Annotated in this window: 21 protein-coding genes and 1 pseudogene; 11 read left to right on the top strand and 11 right to left on the bottom strand. The window is 44.9% G+C overall.

All coding sequences use genetic code 11. The annotated features are described in order from the left end of the window. Positions 1-188: 188 nt before the first annotated feature. Positions 189-551: a J domain-containing protein gene (locus EOO49_RS10485; RefSeq protein ID WP_290845399.1), complete on the bottom strand. Its 363-nt coding sequence runs from the start codon at positions 549-551 to the stop codon at positions 189-191. Between the two features lie 742 nt (positions 552-1,293). Between EOO49_RS10485 and EOO49_RS10480 the strand changes: the two are divergent. From EOO49_RS10480 to EOO49_RS10465, 4 genes and pseudogenes are all read left to right on the top strand, one after another. Next, positions 1,294-1,693 (top strand): annotated as a pseudogene (locus EOO49_RS10480) (helix-turn-helix transcriptional regulator). Positions 1,694-2,008: 315 nt separating this feature from the next. After that, entirely contained in the window at positions 2,009-2,782 is a 774-nt protein-coding gene (locus tag EOO49_RS10475) for a hypothetical protein (RefSeq protein ID WP_290845398.1), read from the top strand. Between the two features lie 192 nt (positions 2,783-2,974). Continuing rightward, positions 2,975-3,526 (top strand): hypothetical protein, encoded by a 552-nt coding sequence (locus EOO49_RS10470; RefSeq protein WP_290845396.1) that lies wholly within the window; start codon positions 2,975-2,977, stop codon positions 3,524-3,526. Between the two features lie 1,174 nt (positions 3,527-4,700). Further along, positions 4,701-5,381, top strand: coding sequence for an Abi family protein (locus EOO49_RS10465; RefSeq protein ID WP_290845394.1), 681 nt, complete (start codon positions 4,701-4,703; stop codon positions 5,379-5,381). 112 nt (positions 5,382-5,493) lie between these two features. Here the strand turns inward: EOO49_RS10465 and EOO49_RS10460 are convergent, their stop codons facing one another. Together EOO49_RS10460 and EOO49_RS10455 are read right to left on the bottom strand one after the other, a co-directional pair. Then, positions 5,494-7,647 (bottom strand): hypothetical protein, encoded by a 2,154-nt coding sequence (locus EOO49_RS10460; RefSeq protein WP_290845392.1) that lies wholly within the window; start codon positions 7,645-7,647, stop codon positions 5,494-5,496. A 12-nt stretch (positions 7,648-7,659) separates the two neighbouring features. Next, complete coding sequence (locus tag EOO49_RS10455) at positions 7,660-9,573, bottom strand: transglutaminase family protein (RefSeq protein WP_290845390.1); 1,914 nt, start codon at positions 9,571-9,573, stop codon at positions 7,660-7,662. 133 nt (positions 9,574-9,706) lie between these two features. Between EOO49_RS10455 and EOO49_RS10450 the strand changes: the two genes are divergently transcribed. After that, positions 9,707-10,570 carry a sigma-70 family RNA polymerase sigma factor gene (locus EOO49_RS10450; protein ID WP_026707723.1) on the top strand — a complete coding sequence of 288 codons (864 nt, stop codon included), beginning with the start codon at positions 9,707-9,709 and terminating at the stop codon, positions 10,568-10,570. 1,616 nt (positions 10,571-12,186) lie between these two features. Then, the gene (gene rpe / locus EOO49_RS10445; RefSeq protein ID WP_290845388.1) at positions 12,187-12,846 is read left to right on the top strand and encodes a ribulose-phosphate 3-epimerase; all 660 of its coding nucleotides are present in this window, start codon (positions 12,187-12,189) and stop codon (positions 12,844-12,846) included. 54 nt (positions 12,847-12,900) lie between these two features. Here rpe and EOO49_RS10440 read toward each other — a convergent pair whose 3' ends face one another. Beyond that, complete coding sequence (locus EOO49_RS10440) at positions 12,901-13,356, bottom strand: hypothetical protein (RefSeq protein WP_290845386.1); 456 nt, start codon at positions 13,354-13,356, stop codon at positions 12,901-12,903. 197 nt (positions 13,357-13,553) lie between these two features. Here EOO49_RS10440 and EOO49_RS10435 point away from each other — a divergent pair, with 197 nt between their 5' ends. The 3 genes from EOO49_RS10435 to EOO49_RS10425 are packed head-to-tail and all read left to right on the top strand — an operon-like array spanning position 13,554 to position 17,483. Then, entirely contained in the window at positions 13,554-14,069 is a 516-nt protein-coding gene (locus EOO49_RS10435) for a sigma-70 family RNA polymerase sigma factor (protein ID WP_290845385.1), read from the top strand. 6 nt (positions 14,070-14,075) lie between these two features. After that, positions 14,076-14,975 (top strand): FecR family protein, encoded by a 900-nt coding sequence (locus EOO49_RS10430; RefSeq protein WP_290845383.1) that lies wholly within the window; start codon positions 14,076-14,078, stop codon positions 14,973-14,975. Next, on the top strand, positions 14,976-17,483 hold the full coding sequence (locus EOO49_RS10425; RefSeq protein ID WP_290845381.1) for a TonB-dependent receptor plug domain-containing protein: 2,508 nt from the start codon (positions 14,976-14,978) through the stop codon (positions 17,481-17,483). Between the two features lie 24 nt (positions 17,484-17,507). Here EOO49_RS10425 and EOO49_RS10420 read toward each other — a convergent pair whose 3' ends face one another. Together EOO49_RS10420 and EOO49_RS10415 are read right to left on the bottom strand one after the other, a co-directional pair. Then, entirely contained in the window at positions 17,508-18,164 is a 657-nt protein-coding gene (locus tag EOO49_RS10420; protein WP_290845379.1) for an NAD-dependent epimerase/dehydratase family protein, read from the bottom strand. An 82-nt stretch (positions 18,165-18,246) separates the two neighbouring features. Then, positions 18,247-18,693, bottom strand: coding sequence for a helix-turn-helix domain-containing protein (locus EOO49_RS10415; RefSeq protein WP_290845377.1), 447 nt, complete (start codon positions 18,691-18,693; stop codon positions 18,247-18,249). A 149-nt stretch (positions 18,694-18,842) separates the two neighbouring features. Here EOO49_RS10415 and EOO49_RS10410 point away from each other — a divergent pair, with 149 nt between their 5' ends. Then, complete coding sequence (locus EOO49_RS10410; protein WP_290845375.1) at positions 18,843-19,442, top strand: helix-turn-helix domain-containing protein; 600 nt, start codon at positions 18,843-18,845, stop codon at positions 19,440-19,442. Positions 19,443-19,499: 57 nt separating this feature from the next. On the opposite strand, the gene EOO49_RS10405 is transcribed toward EOO49_RS10410, so the two are convergent. From EOO49_RS10405 to EOO49_RS10390, 4 genes are all read right to left on the bottom strand, one after another. Then, positions 19,500-20,387: an SDR family oxidoreductase gene (locus tag EOO49_RS10405; RefSeq protein WP_290845373.1), complete on the bottom strand. Its 888-nt coding sequence runs from the start codon at positions 20,385-20,387 to the stop codon at positions 19,500-19,502. 68 nt (positions 20,388-20,455) lie between these two features. Then, positions 20,456-21,031: a cyclic nucleotide-binding domain-containing protein gene (locus EOO49_RS10400; RefSeq protein WP_290845371.1), complete on the bottom strand. Its 576-nt coding sequence runs from the start codon at positions 21,029-21,031 to the stop codon at positions 20,456-20,458. A gap of 50 nt (positions 21,032-21,081) precedes the next feature. Further along, positions 21,082-21,891 carry an AraC family transcriptional regulator gene (locus EOO49_RS10395; RefSeq protein WP_290845369.1) on the bottom strand — a complete coding sequence of 270 codons (810 nt, stop codon included), beginning with the start codon at positions 21,889-21,891 and terminating at the stop codon, positions 21,082-21,084. Positions 21,892-21,945: 54 nt separating this feature from the next. Next, the gene (locus EOO49_RS10390) at positions 21,946-22,911 is read right to left on the bottom strand and encodes an aldo/keto reductase (protein ID WP_290845367.1); all 966 of its coding nucleotides are present in this window, start codon (positions 22,909-22,911) and stop codon (positions 21,946-21,948) included. A gap of 158 nt (positions 22,912-23,069) precedes the next feature. Here EOO49_RS10390 and EOO49_RS10385 point away from each other — a divergent pair, with 158 nt between their 5' ends. Further along, on the top strand, positions 23,070-24,623 hold the full coding sequence (locus tag EOO49_RS10385) for a SulP family inorganic anion transporter (protein ID WP_290845365.1): 1,554 nt from the start codon (positions 23,070-23,072) through the stop codon (positions 24,621-24,623). Positions 24,624-24,650: 27 nt separating this feature from the next. Here EOO49_RS10385 and EOO49_RS10380 read toward each other — a convergent pair whose 3' ends face one another. Beyond that, on the bottom strand, positions 24,651-25,547 hold the full coding sequence (locus tag EOO49_RS10380; protein WP_290845363.1) for an AraC family transcriptional regulator: 897 nt from the start codon (positions 25,545-25,547) through the stop codon (positions 24,651-24,653).

The following is a 25,547-nucleotide window of genomic DNA, read 5'->3' as shown; positions in this document are numbered from 1 at the left end:
GCAGATCGGCCCCTTAAGACCTCTTCGACACAATGGAGCTTAAAATCATAACTGTGCTTTACTTTTCTTTCCATAGGATACCCCAAAATTGTGTCTAACTTTTTGGGTGCAGTTCAAATGTGTGTGAGAAAAAATATTTTTGAAAAGTTCACACAACTTTCGTGGCGAAAGAGGCATTTCTTAATTTCTCATATACTTTTAAAAACACAATAGTAAATTGCAAAAAAAGCTACGACAAGAACTAATAGCGCGGCAAGAATTATCAGGGAAGTCGAGTAATCCTGACCGATGGTAACATTTTCTTTTTCAGGACTCAAAGTTTCCTCATTTTCACAGAGGTGAATTAAATATAACTTATCGAATATTTTTTTCTTTTGATGATTGGATAGGACATGATACGCCTCTTGAATCGCAATAAACCTATCATTTGCAAAAGTATCGCCGTTATTTTTGTCAGGATGGAATTCAACCGCTAATTTTCGGTAAGATCTTTTGATTTCTTGCTGAGTCGCGTCAGTTTTTATCTTTAATGTTTCATAATGGTTTTTCATGCATTTGATGGATTCAAATTTGATACGTTACTCACACACAGATACGTGTTTCTCTACTGCACAAGGTTACACTATTTCACCTATTACAAATATCAAGAATAGCCAATTAAATACTACAATTCAAGTTAACCAATTTAAGACGATTAGTCCGGCTTTACTTAATCTCACATACTCCGCTGCATTGTAAGTCTCTAATATCGGCGGAAACGCGCTTTTCCGTGACCGGATCAATGATGTCGGCTCTAGGGTGGCTCAAACAGCTTCCATTTGCGGGAATTTCCAAGACGTCAGGTGCCCGCCAAAACGCTGATGCCGCGACTAATTGGAAAGTGTTTATTGATTTTTGGCTTGCGCGCTGCTTCAAAAATGTGTCCGCTTGGAAATTTTTTGTCTTTACATTGGTTTTTTTTTTCACGAACACTTCTCTCTCCCACGCCTGACCTTTTGAGTTGCGATTGAAGTTTGTTTCCGCTCGGGAACTCTCGCGGTATGCTTTGTATGACAAATTTTATACTAGGAAAGTTTACACAGATTTTGTGTGAACTATTTTATTTTTAGAAAAGTCACACAAAATTTGTGCGAAATAAAAATTTTTTAGAAAACTCACACAGAACTTTTGAGTTGCGATTGCGGGCGCTACTGAGCTAATTTGCTATGCGCTTTCCCCATCCCGATTGTTGGTAACTTACCACCAAAGCCAACCCGCAATTTTTTTATATTTACCGAAACAAACACCTTCACCATGGAAACGCCTTCTAAATCCCACATCGGCCGTAAAATTTCCCGCATCCGCGAACTGCGCGGCATGAAACAGGAAGCGTTGGCTCAGGCTTTGGGCATGAGCCAGCAATCGATCTCGAATTTGGAGAATAGTGAGGAGATTGATGAGAAGCGTTTGAAGGATGTCGCGGAGGCGCTTGGCGTTAGTTTGGAAACATTAAAGAATTTTAGCGACGAAAGTGTGTTCAATTACTTCAATAACTTCTACGATCACAGTTCAGGTCAAGTTGGCAATCACCACTGTACTTTCAATCCTTTGGATAAGATAGATGGAGTTGGTTGAGGAGAATAAGAAGCTTTATGAGCGGTTATTGGCTGCTGAGAAGGAGCTTAGTTCTCTTTTGAAGAGTGTGATAAAGTAAGATTTACTGCATCATGTCTTAATGCTTCGAAACGCGGCTTTTTTGTTTTACGCGAAACATATTGTTTTCGGTAAAGACTTTTATATTTGTTCGAGTAAGAATATTAACTTTCTCTCATCATCTAGTTAGTAGTTAATTTACGTTTCCATCGCGTGAAGGAGAATCCTTTTAGAACGCCAAAACTTCTAAAAATGTACAACACCATAGCTCCCACATCCTCTAGAATAATAAATCGATTAATAATCTTTCTATCATTATTAAGTTCTCTGTGTGTGCATTCATTTGCGCATAAAGATGTTCTAATCGAAAAGACATATGGCAACGTCAATCTTTTATCGTTCACTCCATATTACACAGAAGATTAACACAAACCTAATTATTGCCAAATATGCAGAGTCATTATTAAAAGAATTGAAGTACAACGAGCCAATATATATTTGGCTTAGAAATAGGCATTCTAGCGAAATAAGAGTATTTAACCAACAGACCCAAACAGAGCGCAAAGGCTTGACCTTTATCATCGATATAGAACACCATGACATTGCCAAAACATTGAGTTTAATTGAAATTTCAGTAAAAAATTTTAAGTACTTAAAAACAAAGAAAGATGATTTCGAAAAGTGGTACACGTCCAAACCATCCAAATTAGTTAGACTTCTTTTGAATCGTAAAATTGAGCGACCAGATGAAGTTCAAGAATTGAAAGGATCCAGGATGTTTGGCTACTTTTTTCAAGATAGTGTTTATCATATCTACAAGTGGGAAAACCGAAAGCCTATCGAAATCATAACGCTAAAAAGAATTGTGCAATTCAATGTTATGAAGCATGATCTACTCTCAGTAATAACATCTAGAGATTCTATTCAAGTCATAGAAACACAACAGACATCCAATTTTGAATATTATCCGAAGTGCAACTTTTCAAAATTTAAATTGGAGTCAACTTGGCCATCTTCTGAGCTTTATAGTGTAAAAATGCTTGGTCAAGACATAATTGCTTATGAAGGCTTTTGGTCGAAAAAAGTCTCATTATTCCACGTTCAGAAGAATAAATTGATTTTGGATTTGGAAGAGTATCTTCAGAAATAGTTAAGTGCCTCACTCAGTAAAAACATAGGTATTTGGCTCTTGTGCTATTGATACTTATGGAGGTAGCTAAAACGTCGCCAACGGAAAGCCTTAAATTTCTAATGGAAAGACTTTTATTTTTGCGAGATAAGTGTGGTCATTTTTATTTTCCAACTTATTTTATTTTCGATTACAAATTCAGTCAAACTCATTATGAAATCACTAATTCAAATATTTCTGATTATGTTTTCCTTGGCCAACTATGCTCAGGAAACAAACTCCAACTCGAACACCCGAAAATTTATTGACAATGCAGAGTTTATCCAAGTCAATAGAGACTGGAGTGTAAAGGCCCAACTTACTTCTGGAATTGGAGAAGTTGTCTCATTTTTCCCTATCGAGGCAACTAATCTGAAGTCTAACTTAAAAATCAAGGCTTTGCAAATGGATATGACAGTCAACGAAGGAAATAAACCATATTTTAAATCGTCTTGGATTGACCTAAACGAGATCGATGAATTCATAACTTTCTTAGACTCCTACGTTGTCCCTAACCTTAACGACAAAACAGAAAAGAAACAGTCAACTACGTATATTTTCAATACGAAAGAAATTCGGTTTAGTTTTCATATCGGGCAAAACTCTAAACGCATATCTATATTTTTGAAGGATAACGGAAGCATCGATAATTCCCATTACTTTTGGACTGAGAGCCAAAATAATAAGATTCCAGATTTGTTAACCATACTTAAACAGATAAGGTAACCGTTACCAACCTTCACGTCGTCGAAATCTTGCTCTAGTAATTTTCGAACTTTTCACACTGGAATTCCATTCGCGAAAAACCTTTCCATAAGAACCAAGACTCCCCGAGCGAGCCCATTTTTGTCGCAGCGCGCAAGCCAAAGATCAATAAAAATATCCAATTAGTCCTCGGCATCAACGTTTTGGCTGATACCTAACGCCTTGGCAATCTGCGACCCGACAAACGCGAACGGACGGAACTTGCATAGTAAAATAAAGGCTATTTGAGAGAACCGAAACACAACAGTTTCGACGAAAGTTTCCGGCGCGTGCAGCACTTCGTGAAAAAAAATCTCCCTGTAAAAACCAAAACTCCCCAGGCGAGCCCATTTTTGGCACAGCGCGCAAGCCAAAAATCAGTAAAAAAAGTTCCAATTAGTCCGCGGCATCATCGTTTTGGCGGGCACCTGACGCCTTGCAAATTCGCGAAATTAAAGGCTGTTTGAGCGGCCTAAAGAGAAAGTCATTTCGAAAGAAGGTTCCCGCGAGTTCCTTTAATTTCCGAATTTGCAAGGCTGTCAGGTCGCCAAAACGGTGTGTCGCAAGGCATTTTTGCTTCTTTTGTTACCAGACAAACCGAGGAACGAGGTTCACTGAATCCTTTAAAAAACAATAAAAATCAATGAAGTAAAAGAAGTCCCCGCCGGACAGGCGACGAAAGAAACTAAAAGCCAACGGCGGCGCAGCCGCTGCAAAATAACCAACATAAGCGAAGTTGGCTTAAAAAAAAGATGAGAGCGTAAGCTCTCAACCTATATCGGGGAGAAATTTTAACGATGTTGATTCTTATAAGAATCACAATCATTGATCTCTTAACCTTTTCAGTATTATTGTTAGCCCGAATATAGACTAATCGCTTAAACCGCAAATGTAACCTAACGCGAAAAAAGGCTATTCCGCAAAGGGTCGACTACGTCCAAAGATACCACTTTGCAAACCGACTGATTAAAGACCGCAACAAGAGGGATAAGTCGCAAACCCTATAAAAAACGAAACCCGTTAGTTTGGACGAGCCCAGGGACTAACGGGAATAAGATTAGGCAAAGATATACATTATCAACGTGACAAACAAGTAATAAAAACGTGACAAGCAATCGAAAAGTAAATAGTTACAGTCAAAGAACAAATTAACAGCATGAGATTTCAAGACTTCGAAAATATAATGTCAGCAGCCAGAATGACCCGATATTACACAGCCTGTGGAAATACCAGAAAGGCTATGACGTTATATCGTCTAAATCTCCGCCTATCACAGGAACTTTTTACAATTATCAGTTGTTTTGAAATTGCATTAAGAAACAGGATTGACTTACACTACACAGCCAATCTTGGCTCGCATTGGCTACGCGACGCTGCCGTTCCAGGTGGAATCTTCAACAATAACAAATGCAGACTAACTGCTCAAAACATTAACGATGGAGTTGCAAAATTAAAGCATAGCTACACCCATGACAAGCTTGTAGCCGAACTTGGATTTGGATTTTGGAGATTTATGTTCGCTCCCAATCAATATTCTGCGGCTGGAAAAAACTTGCTGAAAATCTTTCCGGGCAAACCCACCAGTACTGCCGCAGTCCAATACAATCAAACATTTGTATTCAATCAGTTAATCCAGATCAATAACCTGCGAAACAGAATTGCGCATCACGAACCTATCTGTTTTAGCGCAGGAAACTCTATTAAAGCTTCTACATACGCTCGACAACAGTATGGCCTCATAAAACAATTATTTCAATGGATGGGAATCGACGAAGGTGCATTACTATATGGCTTAGATCACATAAATCATATTTGCGGCCAGATTGACAAGTTGTAGTGAAATACCCGGAATAGATAATCTAATCCGTTCAACATAAAAAAAAGCAAGAAACAAGATCGAATCGCATACACAAAACGAGCTCTTGCCTCCTACTCATTCCTCTAAAAACCTAAGCCTTCTTCAACAAAACCTTCTCCTGCGTAAACTGAAAAGCCGCCTCCAAAAACTCCACCATCTTAGACCAATTAGCATTAGGCTCGTAATAATTCGTATAGTATTTATTGGTCTTAACGACAAGTTTAGTACCATCAATTTTAGCCGAACTAACAAACCCACCAGCAGAATTCACGACATTCTTGTTGAGTTTGTCAATTCCGGTAACGGTGTAACCTGACGGAATCTCAAACTCGATCTCATTGGCGAAACTGCGAGGAAACGACATATAAACGTTGTTCGTACGCTTCTTGTCCTTGGCATCAAGCGCCACTTGTCCGCCGATGATTTTACCCACTTCCAGTACGTAATTCTCTCCCGCTTTCTTCATGAACGCGTCTTTGAGTTCGAATTTTTCCTCGACTTCCATGGCCGAACCTTTTCCGTAACGGCCGCTGTTCAGTACCGAAAATTTGTAATCTGTCGGTTTGATGTCGAATTCATCCTCGACCATTTTTTCGAGCGCTTCTTTTTGGTTGTCGCGCGATTTGTTTACGATTGCCGCGTATTCTTTTTGGAATTTTTCCTGTTTTTTGTCCGAACGGATCAAATCTTCGAGCTTTTTCGTCTGATATTTCTCGTAGTCCGCATCCACATAATCGAAGAAATACAAACGTCTTTCCTGCTCGTCTTCCTTCAAATGTCCTAGGAACTTGAGTTTTCTGTCGATCGAAAGTCCTTTCATATCTGCATCGGTCTTGACTTTCAGTATTCCGATGGATGCGTTTTCCTCTTTCGTCGTGCCCGGAAGCGTGACTTTCGTGACATCGGTAACTTTTTTGTGCCTTGCCAGATTCAACACGAAAGCCTCGGTATTCTCGAGGTTTTCCTCGAACTGATCCGGACTCGTGAACGCCGAAAAATGTTGCAGATACATCGGTTTTGCCGTGTTCGCGCGAATGATGACCTTGATGTCTTTCTCGATCAGCAAACCCGAGATCGGGCCATCGTATCTCGGCATGCACAAAATGATGTCGTAATCGATCTTGTTGTCCTTCATGAACGCCATGAAATACTTGATGAACGCTTCTTCGTCGCCCAGAAATTGCGGCACCATTCCGTAAAGCTGGAAAGCCGGGAAAATCTTCGACTGTTCGGCCACGATCGCCTCGAGATAGCGCGTGTAATACATGTGACGCGTGAAATAGTACACCTCGCGCAACTTTTCCTCGTCGCTTTCGAACTTTTTGTCCTTGAGGAATTTTTCCACCTGGCCCAAATCGCCGAACGGATAATATTTCTTGTTGTAGAAAGTCATGATGTCTTCCTTGGTCACGTCTTTCTTGATGATTTTTTCGCTTTCCGGAAGGAACGCCATCGCCATTTTCTCGAACTTGCCCGAGCGCGCAAAATACACCTGGAACTTGTAGCAAGGCAATTCCACTAGCGGATAAAACCAGCGCGGAAAGTCGTTTTTGGGAATTTCGGAGGCGACCAGTTCGTAGCGTCTGTCGTTGCTTTTCCCGGTTTCGATCTGCTTGAGTTCGGGCGCTCCGTTAAACGTGTTGAAGTTGACGAAAAAGTCGTTTTCAGTGTTGAAGGCGAGTTTGAAATCTTTTATCGGATATTCGTCTCCCAAAGTCGTTTCCACCGGATCGAACCCAAACGCATACATCGACTCGAACGGCTCGAATCTGTACGAATAAAAGTCGATGATGTCGCCCACTTCAAGGTTTCCGATGGCGATCTTGTTTTCCTTATCGACTTTTTTGGACTCTTTTTCCACGTCGACGATCACTTCTTTTCCATCGGGTTTCACGATTTTGATCCCGACGGTATTCGTGCCTTTTTTGTACTTGAAACCTTTGTCGGTTACGAATCTTTCCTCGAACGAAAATTCAGAAAATTCCTTCACGGCCGCCGCATCCTGAAGTTTGATTCGCTTTCTGGCCGCGCTCACATATTTGACGCGTTTGCCGAATTTGTGGTAATCGTAAAACTGGTATTTGTACAAAATGACCGCCGATTCGTTGTTCCATTTTTCGGGAACGTCTTTGGCCGACTTGGCCGGATCGTCTTTTCCCCAAAAAAATTCCCGCACTTCCTCTTTGTCCTGAGCCGAAGCCACGAACGAAAACAGCGTAAATAACGCAATGTAAATAGTCCTCATTTTGATGTTTGGTTAGATCTTGTTCAGCACGATTTGCTGTTTGTAAATGTCGTTGAGTTTCTTTTGGGTGTCGTTCCAGGTTACGAAATCGCTCGAGCGGATCACGCCATTCCTGAACACGAAATTCTTTTTGCAGATGATTTCCTTCGGAGTCTGGGTAAACGTGACAGAAATATCGTAATCCTTGGAGCTGACCGTGAGATTCTCGGGCAATTTCGAAACTTTGTAACCCGACGGAATCGCGACCGTAATCGACGAATCGTATTGGTTCTTATAGTCGAATTCGTAGTCGGTTTTGCGCTCCTTGAAGTCGAATCCGCCGTATTCCCGCACGAAATCGAGGTCGACGTAAATTTCCCCGTCAAAGCTTGAGACTTTATTGGCGACCAAAACGTCGTAATCGAGTTTAAGTTGTTGCTCGCGGTTCAGAAGATCGGTCGTGACGACGTTCGAAACCTGGATATTCTTGTCGCGAAAAGACAGGTAGCGTTCCAGCGCATCTTGCTTGCGTTCGAGTCCGAAGCGGTTGTATCCGTAAAGGAATTCCGAACAGCTTTCGCCCAAAAACGTCTTGGAACATTTGCCTTTCAAAGTCTCGTTCTCGATGGCAAGATTGATCGCGTAGGATTCTTTGTTCGACTGCGTGTTCGCCGCCGGAATTTTGTCCAGAATGAATTTTTCGCCGTCTTCGATCATGACTTCTTTGCCCTGGATTCTCTCGGCATTCACACCAAAAGCGCCGTATTTCTCTGTTCCGTCAAGGAAATATTTCTTGCCTTTGAACAGCAAAGTACAGATCATGTGATTGTCGACGGCAAGCGACGGCACCGAATAATCGTAGGAGATATGTTTGGTTCCGATCCACGTCAAACGCGCGTCATAGCCCGCAACTTTGAGCATTTGTTTGATCAGGTTCGCCATTCCTTTACAGTCGCCATAGCGTTTTGTGAACACGTTTTGGGATTCATCCGGTTTGAAACCTGCGATGCCATCTTCGAATGCGATGTATCGGATGTTGTCCTGAACCCAATAATAAATGGCCTTGATCTTGTCTTCGTCAGACTTTGCCCTCGCTGTAAGTTCGTCCACTTTCGGCTTCAATACCGACGCGTCATCCTTCATCATATCGACCAAGGACTTGTACCATTTATAAAGATCTTCCGACGAGGAAAACAAACGCGTCTCCTTTCCGTCCTTATTATAGGATTTGGCCAAAACGAGAATGTGCGGATAAATATAGGTTCGCCCCGGCGCATTGTCTTCCTTGTAGAGCGCCGACACGTTCTTCATTTCGTAAGAGAAAACCGTTTCCCCGTCTTTGTTCGCGGTTTGATTTTTCTTGATGTCGTTTCCGGCAAAATTGAATTCGCGAAGTTCGACATTGAGCCATTTCGGGACCGTGATCTCGATTTTCTTGGTCACGACCGGGAATTCGTCGTTGAAATAAAGCGACGTGAAGTACTTGACGTCGTTGTACGTCTTGTCCATTTCATAATTGTACATATAACCTTGCACCGGAAAATCGACTTCCATGTGCTTCACGCGCGCGTCGTTGTAGAAAAGATCGCGGTCTTTGTAGAATTCGTCCTTTACGGCAAATTTTGCGTTTTTCTCGTTTCGGAATTTTAGGTTGAAGTTGTCGATCTTCGATTCGCTGTCGTAAAATTCGTACTTGTAAATGTCGGCGCGATGGTTGATGTTCATCAGCTTTTCGCGGATCTTGTTTTGGACCGTGACTTTTCCCGCCGATTTATTGAGCCCGAAACTGACGATATCCGAACTTTCAAGGATCGCGACGTCATGTTTGGCGTATTGTTCGCGCAATTTTTTGGCAAGCGACACATCTTCATCCGTCGGATCGATTCCCTTTTGGGCAAACACCGAGACGACACAAAACATTAACAAAAAATTGATAAGATTTTTCATTGTGGAATTTTCGCGAAATATAGTAAAATCGATCGCCGAAAAAACTTAACAAACTTTTTTTTCGATTTTGTAACTTTTTGCGCCAACCAACCGTATAACAACTGTATCTTCTTAAAAAAAAGGGAATCATTACATGAGACAACTTAAAATTACGAAGCAGGTTACCAACCGGGAAACAGCTTCATTGGACAAGTACCTTCAGGAAATTGGGAAAGTCGACCTCATTACCGCCGACGAAGAGGTGGAACTAGCACAAAAGATTAAAGCCGGAGACCAAAGAGCACTTGAAAAGTTGACGAAAGCCAATTTGCGTTTTGTGGTTTCGGTAGCAAAACAATACCAGAACCAAGGTTTGACACTTCCCGATTTGATCAACGAAGGAAACCTTGGCCTTATCAAAGCCGCGCAGCGTTTCGATGAAACTCGTGGTTTCAAATTCATTTCTTACGCCGTTTGGTGGATTCGTCAGTCGATTCTTCAGGCTTTGGCCGAACAATCGCGTATTGTGCGTTTGCCATTGAACAAGATCGGATCGATCAACAAGATCAACAAGATGTATGCTTTGTTGGAGCAATCGAACGAGCGTCCGCCAAGTGCCGAGGAAATCGCGAAAGAACTTGACATGACGGTCAATGACGTAAAAGAGTCGATGAAAAACTCCGGACGTCACCTTTCGATGGACGCGCCTTTGGTAGAAGGTGAAGATTCAAACCTTTACGACGTTTTGCGTTCGGGCGAGTCTCCAAACCCGGACCGCGAATTGATCCACGAATCTTTGCGCACCGAAATCGAGCGTTCTTTGGAAACTTTGACGCCACGTGAAGCCGACGTAGTTCGTTTGTACTTCGGATTGGGCGACCAACATCCGATGACTCTCGAAGAAATTGGCGAGACTTTTGATTTGACACGTGAACGCGTACGTCAGATCAAGGAAAAAGCGATCCGTCGCCTGAAACACACCTCAAGAAGCAAGATTCTAAAAACATATTTGGGATAATCGAATCCATGCGTTTGTTGAATAAAACAACGCGTAGTGATGTTAATCCTGAAAAAGTTAAATTTAATCTTGAAACTTGCATTTCCAAAATTATCCGTATGTTTGGAATTGAAACAATGATGCCATTTTCCCTTGCGGAAATCGCTATAGCAACAACAGTCTGATTAACTGTTCGTTTTTTGATTGATGATTGAAACTCCGGCTGATTACCGGAGTTTTTTATTTTCAGGCGGTACCTGAAATTAAAAATTCCATAATTAAGTTTCTCTTTTTCGCCGACCAATTGCTCACTCTCGAAACCTCGATAAAAAAAGCTGCGCTTTTTTTGTGTTTGCGGCAGCTGCGCTGCCGGATGTTGTTGTTCGTCGCTTTCCGCGGGACTACTTTTGCCTGGCCGCAAAAGTAGCAAAAAGGCCTTGCGGCTGAACCAAAAACGCGACCTGACAGCCCCAAAAATTCGGAAATGAAAAAACTCGCGGGAAAGCTTTGCCGAAACGACTTACTTTTTGGGTCGCTCAAACAGTTTCCATTTCAGCGAATTTTTGGGACGTCAGGTGCCCGCGTTTTGTGCTTAGGCCGCGGACTAATCGGAAGCGTTTATTTGCTTTTTAGCTTGCTTCGCTGCGCTAAAAATTGTCTCTGCAGGAAAGTTTCGGTTTCGAGAACCTCTCGTTTGTCTCCGTAGCGAAAAACGGGTGTGTCTTTGACGGAACAATCGGTTGGCTTTGATTGGGAATCTTGGATTTTACTTCAGCACAAAACAACTATTCGGCCTGAATACATTTAACATTTTCTACAGAAAATCTGTAACCAACTCTCGGTTTTTTCCCCGAACTTCGGCCAGACCTAACAAATCTCCAAGATTTGTTAGGTCCTAGGAAAATGTGGCTTCCAACGGACTTTCGAAAGGTTTTCTGACGTTCTGGAACGCGGGTTTTCGAAGCCAGAAGTTTCCGACGACGACGTTATGGAAATGATATTGGTGATTGGAAAAAAGGTGTTTCGGAGACACATTTTTCCAAAGCGGCAGCGGAGGAAAAATGTCAATAGACACTTTCCGATTAGTTGCGGCATTAGCGTTTTGGCGGGCACCTGACGTCTTGAAAATTCGTGAAATGAAAAACTGTCTGAGCCAATAAGAGTTTCCGGTTAAAAAGCATTCTCCGCGAGTTTTTTTTATTTCCGAATTTTCAAGGCTGTCAGGTCGCCACAAACGGTCTGCCGCTGGGCATTTTTGGTTCTTTTGTTGCCAGACAAAAGAACTCCCCGCCGGACAGGCGACGAAAGAAAATCGAAGCCTGCGGCAGCGCAGCTGCCGAAAAACCTAAAATAAGCGAAGCTTATTTTTATCACGTCTCGAGAGGAAAAAGAAGTTTCCGAAAAAAAAGAATTTCTTAAAAGAAAAAAGGATCGTCTTACGACAATCCATAGCCCGGATGCGGGCAAACTAGCCTTTTGCAGAAAAAACCAAATTTTTCTTAGGTTGCGACAGCGACCGAAGGAAGCTCGTTGCAGCCTTTAGAAAAACTGGTTTTTTAAAGAAAGCTAGTGCCAGGAAGCCGGAACCAGCTTCAAAAAAATCCCCGTACCTTTACAAAAACAACCACTAAAACAAAATGAAAAACACAATAATAGCACCATCAGTGCTAGCCGCTGACTTCGCCAACCTGCAAAAAGAAATCGAAATGATCAACGCATCCCAAGCGGATTGGTTCCATATCGACATCATGGACGGCGTTTTCGTGCCGAATATTTCGTTTGGAATGCCGGTTTTGGAAGCCATCGCAAAACACACCAAAAAACCGCTTGACGTGCATTTGATGATTGTCGATCCGGATCGTTATATCAATACTTTCGCCGATTTGGGCGCAAATAACCTGACTGTTCACTACGAAGCCTGCACGCATTTGCACCGCACGCTTCAGGCGATAAAGGCCGAGGGAATGAAGGCTGGAGTCGCGTTGAATCCGGCGACTTCGGTTCGGGTTTTGGAAGATGTGATACAGGACGTCGATCTGGTTTGCATGATGAGCGTGAATCCCGGATTTGGCGGACAATCGTTTATCGGCCACACTTACGCCAAAATCCGTCAGCTCAAACAAATGATTACAGAAGCCGGCGCGTCGACGCTGATTGAAATCGACGGAGGCGTGAACGACAAAAACGCCATGTCGCTCGTGGAAGCCGGAGCCGATGTTCTGGTAGCCGGAAATTTTGTCTTCCGGGCCGAAAATCCTACGCAAACGATAAGCGATCTCAAACAACTTTTGGCCTAAATAAAAAAATCCCTCAACAAACGCTGAGGGATTTTTTTTTGGAGTGTTTCGAACTTAGTTTCTTTCGAAAACCAAATAATCGGATGGGCCGTCGTCGTCAAGATCCTGAAGCTCGATGCGCGTAGCTGTGTAAGTTGCGATGTCCCAATCTTCGTTCAGCACGCGGAAAGCCGTCGGGGTTTGGAAGAAAATATTGAAGTCGAGGTTCGAATCTTCGGGCGTGTCGAAATCGTCATCTGAAACAATTGACCACGTTCCGGAAATCGTTTCCCCGTTCCCGTTCACGGCAATCACATTGTCGTTGTTGAACGTAAATGTGTAGCCTGTAAAATCGGCGGTTTTGTCGACGCCGTTGTCGACGAAATTAGTGATCGACCAATTTCCTTGTGTTACGACCGTGACTGCGGGCGTCGGATCTTGATTTGGGCGCGGTCCGTCGTCGTCGCTGCTGCAAGAAACGGTGAATAGCGAAAGTGTTGCGAACAAGGCTGGTAAAAGGAACTTTTTCATGGTGTCAAAATTTAGGTTTTACGATTTTAGTTTGAATTTCCGGAAAGCTGCAGACCTTCCGTTTTGGGCATAAGCCGTATTTTTGGATTCCGACAATAGAATCCCGACGAAAAGAAAAACCCTACCAAGAATTTTTATTTTTTTTCTCGGTAGGGTTTTCCCGACTGTCGGGGTTAGCTAAGAACAAACGAAAAAATATGTCCGAAACATGCGAGACATGCGAGCCAAATGTGTTCGCACGATTCTTTAAAAGCCAGGAAAAACACCTTCGGAATTTTTTGTACTACAAATTCGGAAGCGAGGAACAAGCCAACGACGTCGCACAGGAAGCCTTCATAAAATTGTGGCAGAACTGCGAGAAAATCCCATTCGAGAAAGCCAAATCGTATTTGTACACGGTCGCTTTCAAGAAGTCGCTCAAGGCAATCGCGCACGAAAAAGTGGTTTTGAGATACGCAAAGTCGAAAGTGATTCCCATCGGAACGAACGAAAATCCGGAATTCCTTATGGAAGAAGACCAATTCAAAACGAAATTATTGTCGGCGATAGAAAATCTGAACGAAACCCAAAGGGTCGCGTTTTTGATGCATCGGATCGACAAACTCAAGTATGCCGAAATTGCCGAGCGCCTTGGAATATCGGTCAAAGCCGTCGAAAAACGCATCCATCAGGCCATGCAGTCGCTCAAACAACAAGTCGAATATCTCAGATAATTTGCCATGAAAAAAGAAAATCACCTCGCCCACTTTCTCGATGGGAATTTGAGCGAAACCGAAATTGCCGAAATGAAAAAATCGCCCGATTTCGATCTGTACGAAAAGATAAAATTGTTTACCGAAGCTCTCGAAACGCCTTTGGACGAAAAGCCCGAAATGTTGCACACAATCGTATCGGCAGAAAAAATCGCTCCCAAAGTCATCTCGTTCAGACAGACGATGATCTGGGTTTCGGCCGCGGCTTCGATCGTGCTTTTGCTTGGCGTCGGATACTGGCTCACGTTCGCGCAGTCGGCACAATTTCGCACCGGTTACGCCCAATTCCAGAACATCACTTTGCCCGACGGCTCTCTAGTGACATTAAATTCGGACGCATCGCTGAACTTCAGGAAATTCAGTTGGGAACACAACCGCAACCTCAACCTGGAAGGCGAAGCTTGGTTTCGGGTCGCGAAAGGCGAGAAATTCTCGGTTTACACACCTACTGGAATCGTATCGGTCTTGGGAACGCAATTCAACGTGAAATCGCGAGACGGCAAAATGGAAGTCGCGTGTTTCGAAGGCAAGGTTTCTGTCGACCAGCTCGGCAAAAACGTAATTTTGACCAAAGGCGAATCGCTCGTGATTGCCAACGGCGAATGGATCGAATCGCAAGTTTCTGAGGCCGAACCCAATTGGATGAACCGAAAAATCAGTTTCAATAGCGCATCTTTGCACGAGATGACGGCCGAATTGCAACGCGTCTACAACATCAGGATCGACTCGAAACTGCACATCGAACAAACGTTCACGGGCGTTTTGCCGGCAGACAATCTTGAAACGGCATTACAGATCGTCGAAAGTGCTTTCAAAGTCAAACGCGTCGAGACCGAAAAAGGAAAATACACGCTAAAAATGCAATAATTGGGTTTCAAAATTGGGTTTCGTGTTTTGGTTTTGCTGTTCGGATGCGGGCTTCTCGCTCAAAAACCGGTCGGCAAAATCCCATTGCGCAAGTATCTGAAACAACTCGAAACCACACATAAAGTCCATTTCGGATTCATTGATGAAGACATTTCGGGCGTTTCATTGGTTCCGAAATCGGATGGAGATCTCAAAGAAAAAGTAGCGGAAATCGAGAAAGCAACGAATCTCGTCTGTGAGTTCGTGTCCGAAGATTATGTCGTGATTCGCAAAGAATCGGCCGAACTTGTTTTTTGCGTGACCGTAATCGATTCCGAAACCAAAATGCCTTTGCCGTTCGCGTCGGTGACTTCCGGTAAAATGTCGGCACAAACAGATGAAAACGGAAAATTCTGCGCGAACACGATTGCTGTTTTCACGATTTCTTTCATCGGATACGAAACCCGCGAATTCCAGATGCAAGGCCAAAAAACGCCGCCGATAATCGCGCTCGACATGAAACGCGAAATCCTTGAGGAAGTGACCATTTCGCATTTGCTCACGCGCGGCATAAGGCAACTCAAGAATGGCAGTTTCAACATACAATCCAAAAGTACAGGTTTGCTTCCCGGATTGACCGAACCTGACGTTTTCCAGACTATGCAGCAACTTCCGGGCGCGGTAAGTTTCGACGAGACGATCTCGAACTTGTCGATTCGCGGCGGAACACACGACCAGAACCTGTTTTTTTGGAACGGCATCAGATTGTTCCAGACCGGACATTTCTTCGGACTCGTTTCGGCCTTGAACCCAAATTTGTCGCACTCGATAACGGTTTACAAAAACGCGACGCCGGCCCAATATGGCGATGCGGTTTCGGGAACGGTCCTGATCGAGACTTTGCCTGAAACCGGCAGTTATTACGAGAATTCGATTGGCGTGAATATGCTCAATTTTGATTTCAACACGGCTTTCAAAACGTCCGACAAAACGAGTTTCCAGTTCAGCGGACGCCGTTCGACAACAGATTTTTACAACACGCCAACGTACAACAGCTACTCAAAAAGGATTTTCCAGAACACCAAAGTCACCAACCTTTTCCTGGACGAACAAGTCGATTACAGAAGCGGAGAAAAATTCTATTTCTATGATTTCACGGGACAATTCCGACAGAAATTTGGCGAGCGATCAGAGCTTCAGGTGAACGCAATTTTCATCGAGAACGAACTTGAGTTGTACCAAAGTCTTTCTTCGGACACGATCCGCAACGACGAAAGCGAGCTAAAACAGCAATCTTTGGCCGCGAATGCCGTTTTTCGAACCGATTGGAATGCGCGCCATCACAGCAGTCTGTCTGTTTTCGGAACACGTTACAGAGTGGATTCAGACGACAGATCGATCGGCAATAACGGACGCAATTTAAGGCAGGAAAACGTGATCGTCGAGAAAGGTCTTACCGCGCGCCATACTTTTCGGGCGAGCGAAAATCTCATTTTTAAGTCAGGTTATCATTTGTCTGAAACAAGTGTCGTTGACCACAACGCCGACAATTTGGGCATGAAAGAGGAAGAAAGCCGATTTTTGCTAGCTCACACTTTGTTTCTGCAAGCGGAATTCCAGTGGAGAAAGTGGTTCTTTTTTGGCGGAATCCGTCAGAATTATTTTCAGACATTGGACAGATTCAGGACCGAACCCAGAATCGTCACGACTTTTGACGTGAACAAAAACCTGCAATTCTCGCTTCAGGGCGAACTCAAAAGCCAGAGCGTGCAACAAACCGTAGACTTGCAGCAGGATTTCTTCGGACTCGAAAAAAAGCGGTGGACGGTCGCCGACAATCTCGAAACGCCGCTGATCACGTCCACGCAAACCTCGTTTCTAGTGTCGTACAAAAAAAATCGCTGGTTGCTTTCTGCCGAACCTTTTTACAAGAAAGTGCGCCATATCACGAGTCGCAGCCAAGGTTTCCAGAACCAGTTCGAGTTTGCCGACGCCGTTGGCGAATATCGCGTGTACGGAATCGAATTTCTCGCCCAAAAGCAATGGACGAACGTCACGGCCTGGCTAAACTATCAGTTCAACAGAAATCAGTATCACTTCGATTCGTTCACACCTACCGAATTTCCCAACATTTACAGCATTCCGAACGCGCTTCGATTCGGAGCGGTTTATGACGATCTGAAATGGCAGTTTGCGCTTGGCGCCAATTGGCTTTCGGGAAAATACTACACGGGAACAACATCTCCAATCCCGATTTTCGATGCGAACCAAAACCTCGCGATCGCGTACGCAAAGCCGAATGCACGCCAACTCGACGATTATTTGCAGACGAACTTCTCAGGAAGTTTCAGCCGCCAGCTTTCGTCCAAAATCAAAGTGAAAATCGGCGCATCGGTACAGAATATTTTCGACCGAACCACCGAAATCAACCGAAGTTATCGCATCAACCAAGTCGACGCGACGATCCAACAAGTTAACATTTCGTCTCTTGGCCGAACTTTCAGCGCGTTTCTGAGGGTTTTCTTCTAGCCGATTTCAAAATCCGATGGGAATTCAGCGCGAATTGGCCAAAATCCTAATATCAGGCACTTCGAGCACGTGTTTTTGGAAGCCGCCGAGCGTTGCATTTATCATCGCTTTCCCGACTTCATCGATTCCCAAAACCTGTTTCGGAGCGAAAAAGTGCATGGCATTTCCGATCCATTTGTAAACCGTTTTCCAGTTTTTCTGGCCTTTCGTGGGAAGCATCACGCCGGGACGGAAATTGAAAACGGCTCGGAACGGCATGCGCATGAGGTCATTCTCGGTTTTTCCCTTGACGCGCGCCCACATGATCTTGCCGTTTTCGGTACTGTCAGTGTGGCTTCCCGAGACGTAGGTGAATACCGAATTCGGGTTTGCCGCGATAAATGCCTTCGCAAAATCGAGCGTCAGATCATAAGTGACTTTGGTGTATTTTTCTTCGGACATTCCAATCGAACTTACGCCGGCGCAGAAAAAGCACGCGTCGAAGCCTTCGATTTGGGTTGAAGATTCTGATAGTTTTGAAAAATCGGATACGACCAATTGCTGTAATTTCGGATGTTGCAACTCATATTTTTTGCGGTTTACGATCGTGATTTGCGACACTTTCTCGTTGCGAAGACATTCCAGAAGTACGCCTTCCCCGACCATTCCCGTCGCTCCGGTAATGATTACTTTCAAGCCCATGACACTGTTTTTTCTTAAAGTTAGGTTGCGGAAGAACACAAAACAATCAAAAGCGAAATCTTAACAAAACGTTTTGCGGCTTCTATGCACTTTTACTGTTTTGGCCTCGCAAATTGGCGATGGTTTCCAAGTAGCGGATTTTTTCCTTTTCCGTTTCCAACAAACGCTCATACAAAGAATATTTCTCGTCGTGCAGCCTATTGTTTGCCTCGAAAGCTTCCAGCAGGCGATGAAAAAGCTCGTTTTGCGCTATCGGAATCGAATTTTCTACAGACAGATTTCCTAGTTTGTCGAAATAGTCGAGCAGCTTTCTTTCGTCGAAATTCTTCAGCACGTTCGGGCTCACTTGCAGCGCATCTGCGAACAGCAACACTTTTTCATCGTCTACGAAAGCATTTTTCTCGATTACGGAAACCGACTGCTGGCTCAATCCCACAGACAAAGCCAATGTTTCCTGCTTGATGCCGAGAAGTTCGCGTATACGACTGATATTGCGCCCGATATGTCGCTCATGCCCTTGCATGTACATTCGATTAAGTTGTGTAAAAATGAGGTGATTGCAGTGAGGAAAGATACAGGCCAAATGGCTATCTTCGCGATAATCGTTACAGCGAATGTACTAAGTAATGATTGATAATTCACAAAAAAAGAATATTTGTTAATAAATTTATTTCCGCCATGCAACAAGACATTTCCGCCGAAGACGTAAAATTCATCCGCAAAAAACTCAAGGAAACCCAAGCTGAATTCGCCCAAAGAATCGGCATCACGCGCGAGTCGATCGTGAAATATGAAAAAGGTTCGATCATTCCCGAAAGCCGACAAGTCATGCTGCGACAACTATTGGATGAAGTGACAGAAACCGAAGAAAAAAAAACGCTGGTTCCGTATTTCAATTCCGAATTCGCAGATGACAATCTTGTCTCGGAAAAAATCCAGTCGCTGCGTCCCGATTATTTCATGGACATTCCCGAGTTCGCCGGATGCACCGCGTTCCGAACGTATTCCGACAGCATGGAAAGCAAGATCAAGAGCGGAAGCATTCTGTTCGGAACCAATATCGCGAACTGGCGACAACACCTTGAATACGGACAGATTTACGGAATCGTGTGCGAGGACGGACGCAAATATCTCAAGTACATCCGCCGCGATCCTGAAAATCCTTTCTCGAATTTTCTGCTGCAATCTGAAAATCCTACCTATGACGATTTCTCGATTCCCAAAGACGTCATTTCGTCGATTTGGCTCATAAACGGCTGGCTCAACAAACAAACCTGACATATTTGCAAAAAAAAACCTCGCCGGTCAAGCGAGGTTTTTGGGGTTTTGGTCAAATCAGAAATAATCTCCGGAATTCAGGTCGTCAAGCAAACCGATGTGTTTCGGTTGCCAACCCAAAGTCGCGGAACTTTTCTCGCTCGAAGCCGGACAATCGATGGACGCGAAATGTAGAAACCAACCAAAATGTGCCTCGGCACTGGCTTTGTCTTGGCTCACGACGGGCAAATCGAGTTCTTTCCCGATGCTTTTCGCGATTTCCCCAAATGCGACGCCTTGTTCGGCAACGGCGTGGAAAATCTTTTGCTGCGGCTGTTTTTCGACGATAAGCCTGTACATCGAAGCCGCGTCGAAACGGTGAGCGGCCGGCCAGCGATTTTGTCCGTCGCCAACGTAAACCGATTCGCCTGCCTTTCGTGCCATATCGGCGACCATCGCGACAAAACCGTGATCTCCGATGCCGTGCGTAGATGGCGGAAGGCGCAAAATATAGCAATTGACACCTTTTTGTTGCAACGCGATCGCAGCTTCTTCGGATGCGGCTCTTGGAACGATCTCAGAACTTGGGACGCTGTCGTCCTCGGTCACGATCCTTCCCAAACTCAACAATCCGACGCCGGAAGTCACGACCAAAGGTTTGCCCGAATTCCCGATCGCCTCGCCCAAAGCCGCGATAATTTGCCGGTCTTCGTCGCAACTCAATTTGTATCGGCTGAAATCGTGGTTGAACGCCGTGTGGATCACCGCATCGGCTTGAGATACGCCAGACTTGAGGCTTTCAAGGTCTTCGATATTGCCGCGGTGCACTTTGGCTCCGGCCTTTTCCAAAGCCTGGGCCGATTCTTCCGAGCGCGCCAAACCAAGCACTTGATGTCCGTTTTCCAAAAGGTCTTTTACAACTGCGGAGCCAACGAATCCCGAAGCTCCGGTAACGAATACTTTCATAATACTGTCATTTTGATAGTACAAAGTTGCCGAAACGCATGCCGAAAAACGTGGTCATTTGTCCACAATCACTTGTGCAATTGGGCGTGTCTGATCCGCGTAAGGGTTTTGACCGACATGCCTAAATAAGACGCGATCATGTGAAGCGGCAAACGCGAAAGCAAACTCGGGAAAAGAGTCACGAATTCTTCGTATTTGGCTTCTGGTGAAGCGCTTATTGCCGTGAGAATGCGCTGTCGGCTGTAGTAAATGTTGCGCGAGATGATTTGTTGGGACAAACTTTTGAACTCGGGAATTTCATGGAGCAATGTGTCGAAGTCTGACTTTTCCCAAACCAAAACATTGCTTTTCTCGATTGCGGCAATGTTGTAGCGCGCGGGCGTTCCGTTGTCGTAACTTTCCACGTCAAGCGTCCAGGTATTTTCGGGCGTGAACTGCAAAATGTGTTCGCTTCCGTCGTCTGTAAGACCGAAGTTGCGCAAAAGTCCTTTGCACACGAAAATCTTGTTGCGCGAAATTTGTCCTTGCTCAAGCAGAAATTCGTTGCGCTGGAATGTCTTCGCATCCGCGGAAGCGAGAATTTTAACAAGATCGGAATCTGAAATCTGCGAATTGGATTTTATGTAGCGGATGAATTCGGTCATAAAGCCAAATTTAAGGCTTACGCAAATACGACCGACGCTCTTTTTTGAAATTACACCAGCAATTCGCTCGGCGCGATCCCGAACTTTTTCTTGAACGAATGCGAGAAATGCGACAAAGTCTCAAAACCCAGATCGAGGTAAAATGTGGAAGGTTTCGCTTTTTTGCGCTCGATCAATTGGCGCGCCTGATTCAATCGCGTTTCCTGAAGCCATTGCCTGGGCGACGTTCCGAAAATCGTTTTGAAATCGCGTTTGAAAGCGGCGAGACTGCGTCCGGTGAGTTGGGCGAATTTTTCGACGCTCATGTTGAAATGGTAATTGCTGAGCATGAATTTTTCGAGGTCGATTTTATGTGGTTCGGAAAAATCGAACAAAAAGGTCGCAAGTCTCGGATTCGAGCGCAACAGCAATCGCACGGCTTCGCGAACCTTGCCTTCGCCCATTTCGGCCGTGATTTTGTCCGAAGCGTTTATGTAAGGCACGATCGACTGGAAGAACGCCTTGATGAAATCGTCGTTCGGAATAAGCAAATTGGGCGGGCCGTGATACTTTTGGGTCGAATCGATTTTTTCTTCGTGGGCGATTTTCCGAAGCACATTATCTTGTAAAATCAGCACGAACGTTTGGTAGTCTTGTCCCGGCAACGGCGTTTTTGTGATCGTTCCGAGTTGGTTTTTCCGTATCAGAAGCAATTCTCCGCTCGTCATCGTGATCTTTTCGTTGGCCGTTTCCAAAGTAAAATGTCCGGCAACTTGCATCACCAAAGTGTTATGGCCCAAAAATCCGACTTTGTCCTTTCGAACCGTCGACAGATAGGAATAAAAAATGACGCCGGGAATGATCTCGTTCGGATTTTGCATAGGATCGGTTTTCAGGTTAAAGATAAAAAAAGCCGAGACAAGCCCGGCTGTTTTCTAACGCTGTAAATAAGTGCTTCCCAAGATTGCGCCCGGGGCAAAATGTTCGTTCAGCGCATTCATTTCTTCGTTTGCAAAACTGATTTCCATCGCTGCCAAATTCTCGGCAAGTCGCGCTCTGCTGTTGATGCTGACCAACGGAACAATGTGTTGGCCTTGCGAATTTACCCAAGCGATGGCGAGTTGCGTTGGCGTAAAGCCTTTTTCGGAAGCCATTTCTTTGAGCAACTCCACTTTCTCAAGATTCTTGATCAGGTTTTCGCCCTGGAAGCGCGGAAAGTGGTTTTGGTAAGCATCGGCAGCGAGCGGCGCTTTGAGATTTCCCGTGAGCAAACCTTCGGCCGTGTTGGCGAATGCGACAACTCCTATTCCGAGTTCTTTTGCCGTTGGAAGCAGGTCGCTTTCGATTTGTCTGTCGGCTAACGAATACCCGATTTCGAGTGCCGTCACACGATGCGTTTCATTAGCTTTCCTGAGCTGTTCCGACGTGATTTCGGACACGCCCAAATGCCGCACTTTGCCTTCCTTGATCAATTCGCCAACCGTTCCTACGATGTCTTCTACCGGCACGCTTGCGTCCATTCGGCAAGGTTGGTAAAGGTCTATCGTGTCGATTCCGAGTCGCGTTAGTGAATAGTTGACGAAGTTCTTGATCGCTATCGGACGCAAATCGAGACCGATCCATTGGTTGTTGTAAAAAATCGCGCCGAATTTTACGCTGATAAACGCTTCATCTCTTCGGTCTTTGATCGCTTTCCCGATAAGCATTTCGTTGTGACCCGATCCGTAAAAATCGCCCGTGTTGATAAAATTGATGCCGTGGTCGAGAGCCGCGTGAATCGTTGCAATGCTCTCGTTTTCGTCTCTTGGCGCGCTTCCCCAAACCGGCGACATCCGCATGCAGCCCAAACCGAGTTTCGAAACCAGCGGACCGTTATTTCCCAAATTGATTTTCTGTATCATTTTTCAAGTTTTTGATAAGACAAAGTTCGTGTGTCAATCGCGTTTGTAGTTTGTCCGTCCGGCTCAAATTGCTTGCTTGTACGGCTCAAAAATCGAATCGGTACAAGTTGTGAAATAGCCTACTTTTGCATCCGATTTCATCCTGACAACTTCCGCAAGTGAAAACCTACCTCAACCTTTTCGATTTCAAACAGAAAGTCAATTACAAAAACGAGATTCTTGCCGGATTGACCGTAGCCATGACGATGATGCCCGAATCGCTTTCGTTTGCGATCTTGGCCGGATTCCCTCCATTGACCGGACTTTACGCCGCTGTTATCATGGGTTTGGTCACGGCGATTTTCGGAGGAAGACCCGGATTGATCTCAGGCGGCGCAGGTGCAACGGTAATCGTACTCATCGCACTGATGAAATCGCACGGCATCGATTATGTTTTTGCCGCGGTAGTGCTCGCCGGAGTGATTCAGATAATCGTCGGGCTTTTCAGATTGGCGAAATTCATCCGGCTTGTTCCGCAATCTGTGATGTACGGATTCGTCAACGGTTTGGCCGTCGTCATTTTTATGTCGCAACTCACGCAGTTCAAGACTTCGGACGGTGCTGATTGGCTCGTCGGAACGCCTCTTTTTACCATGTTGGGATTGGTTTCGCTTACGATTCTGATCATTCTGGTTTTCCCGAAAATCACAAAAGCCATTCCCGCATCGTTGGTAGCGATCGTAGTGATTTTTGCCGTCGTGCTGATTTTTGGCATCGATACGAAAACCGTCAGCGACATTGCGTCGGTTTCCGGCGGCTTTCCTCCTTTTCATATTCCGGATATTCCTTTGGATTTCGATACGCTGTCGATTGTCGCGCCTTATGCGATCGTTATGGCCGCTGTCGGCTTGACCGAAGGACTTTTGACGCTCAATCTCGTCGACGAAATCACCGACACGAAAGGAAACGGAAATCGCGAAAGTTTGGCGCAAGGTTTGGCCAATATGCTGAACGGCTTCTTTTTTGGAATGGGCGGCTGTCCTATGATCGCGCAAACGCTCGTAAATCTGAGCGCCGGAGCCAGGGCGAGACTTTCGGGAATCGTCGCCTCGCTGACCATTTTGTGCATCGTTTTGTTCGGTGCCCCGATTATCGGGAAATTGCCGATGGCCGCATTGACTGGCGTGATGATGATGGTCGCCGTCGGAACGTTCGAATGGTCGAGTTTCAGGATCATCGACAAAATGCCGAAACAGGATATTTTCGTGGGAATTCTGGTGGCCGCAATTACGATTTTCCTGCACAATCTTGCGCTCGCCGTGTTGATTGGCGTGATTGTTTCGGCTTTGGTTTTTGCCTGGGAAAGCGCAAAACGCATCCGCGCAAAAAAATACGTGGACGAAAATGGCGTAAAACACTACCATATTTATGGGCCGCTTTTTTTCGCTTCCACAACAGCTTTTACCGAAAAATTCGACGTGGCGAACGATCCGGAAACTGTCGTGATCGATTTTGGGGAAAGCCGCATTTCGGATATGTCTGCCATTGAAGCCGTGAACAAACTTACCCAACGATATCGCGTTTTGGGCAAGACGGTCCATTTAAAACACTTGAGCGAGGATTGCCGCAAATTGCTTCAGAACGCCGAAGCCGTGATCGATGTGAATTTTGCCGACGACCCGGAGTATCGCGTGGCGGTGGAAAATTCGGGCAAATCTCTTGGCAATCGCTAAAGGATTGAAATCCATCCGAAGAAAAAATCAATGGAACGTTTGACGGAAGGCCAAAGGCGACAAATTGGTCTTGCGCTTGAAGAGCTTGTTGAACGATTGCGGATATTCGAATCCCAATTGATACGCGATTTCGGCCACGGACAAATTCGTCAGCGACAGATACTCCTTGGCTTTCTCGATGCGTTTTTGCTGAATGTGCTGCTGCGCGCTTTGTCCGGTAAGGGAGCGCAAAAGATCACTGAGATAATGGGGTGAAAGATGTAGTTGATTGGCGAGGAATTCGACAGTTGGAAGATTGGGATTTGGCTTGCTGAAATGTTCGTCCAAAAGCGATTCCACCTTGGTCAAAACGTCGTGATTCACCTTTTTTCTCGTGATGAACTGGCGCTCGTAGAATCGGTTGCTGTAGTTGAGCAGTAACTCGATCTGCGACAAAATAATGCCTTGCGTGTGCTTGTCGATGTGTTGGTATTCGCGGTCGATTTTCTCGAAAATATCGGCTACGTCTTTTTCTTCCTTTTCGGATAAATGAAGGGCTTCGTTGATCGCGTACGAGAAAAATCCGTAGTTCTTGATTTCGGTTGCGAGTGCGTGTCCGTAGAGAAAATCCGGATGTACGAAAAGCGCATAACCCGAGGCCGGACGCAGAATGTCGGTTTGGGATTCGTCGAGCGACATCACTTGTTTGGGCGCGATAAACGTCATCACGCCTTTGTCGTAGTCGTAGTATTTTTGGCCGTATCTGGTTTTTCCGCCGACGTTTTTCTTGAGCGAAATGCAGTAAAAATCGACCGAAAAATGCTTCCAGATTTCAGGATCCGCAAAGCGCACGTCAGAAATCCTGATCACGCTCACAAGCGGATGCATCGGTTCGGGCAAGCCGACGAGGCGGTGTTTCTCTGAAATTGATGTAATGATTTTCAT

Source organism: Flavobacterium sp. (genome assembly GCF_004295795.1).
Lineage (GTDB): Bacteria > Bacteroidota > Bacteroidia > Flavobacteriales > Flavobacteriaceae > Flavobacterium.
The sequence above is the reverse complement of the archived record's forward strand: the minus strand, read 5'-3'. Positions and strand labels throughout refer to the sequence as shown.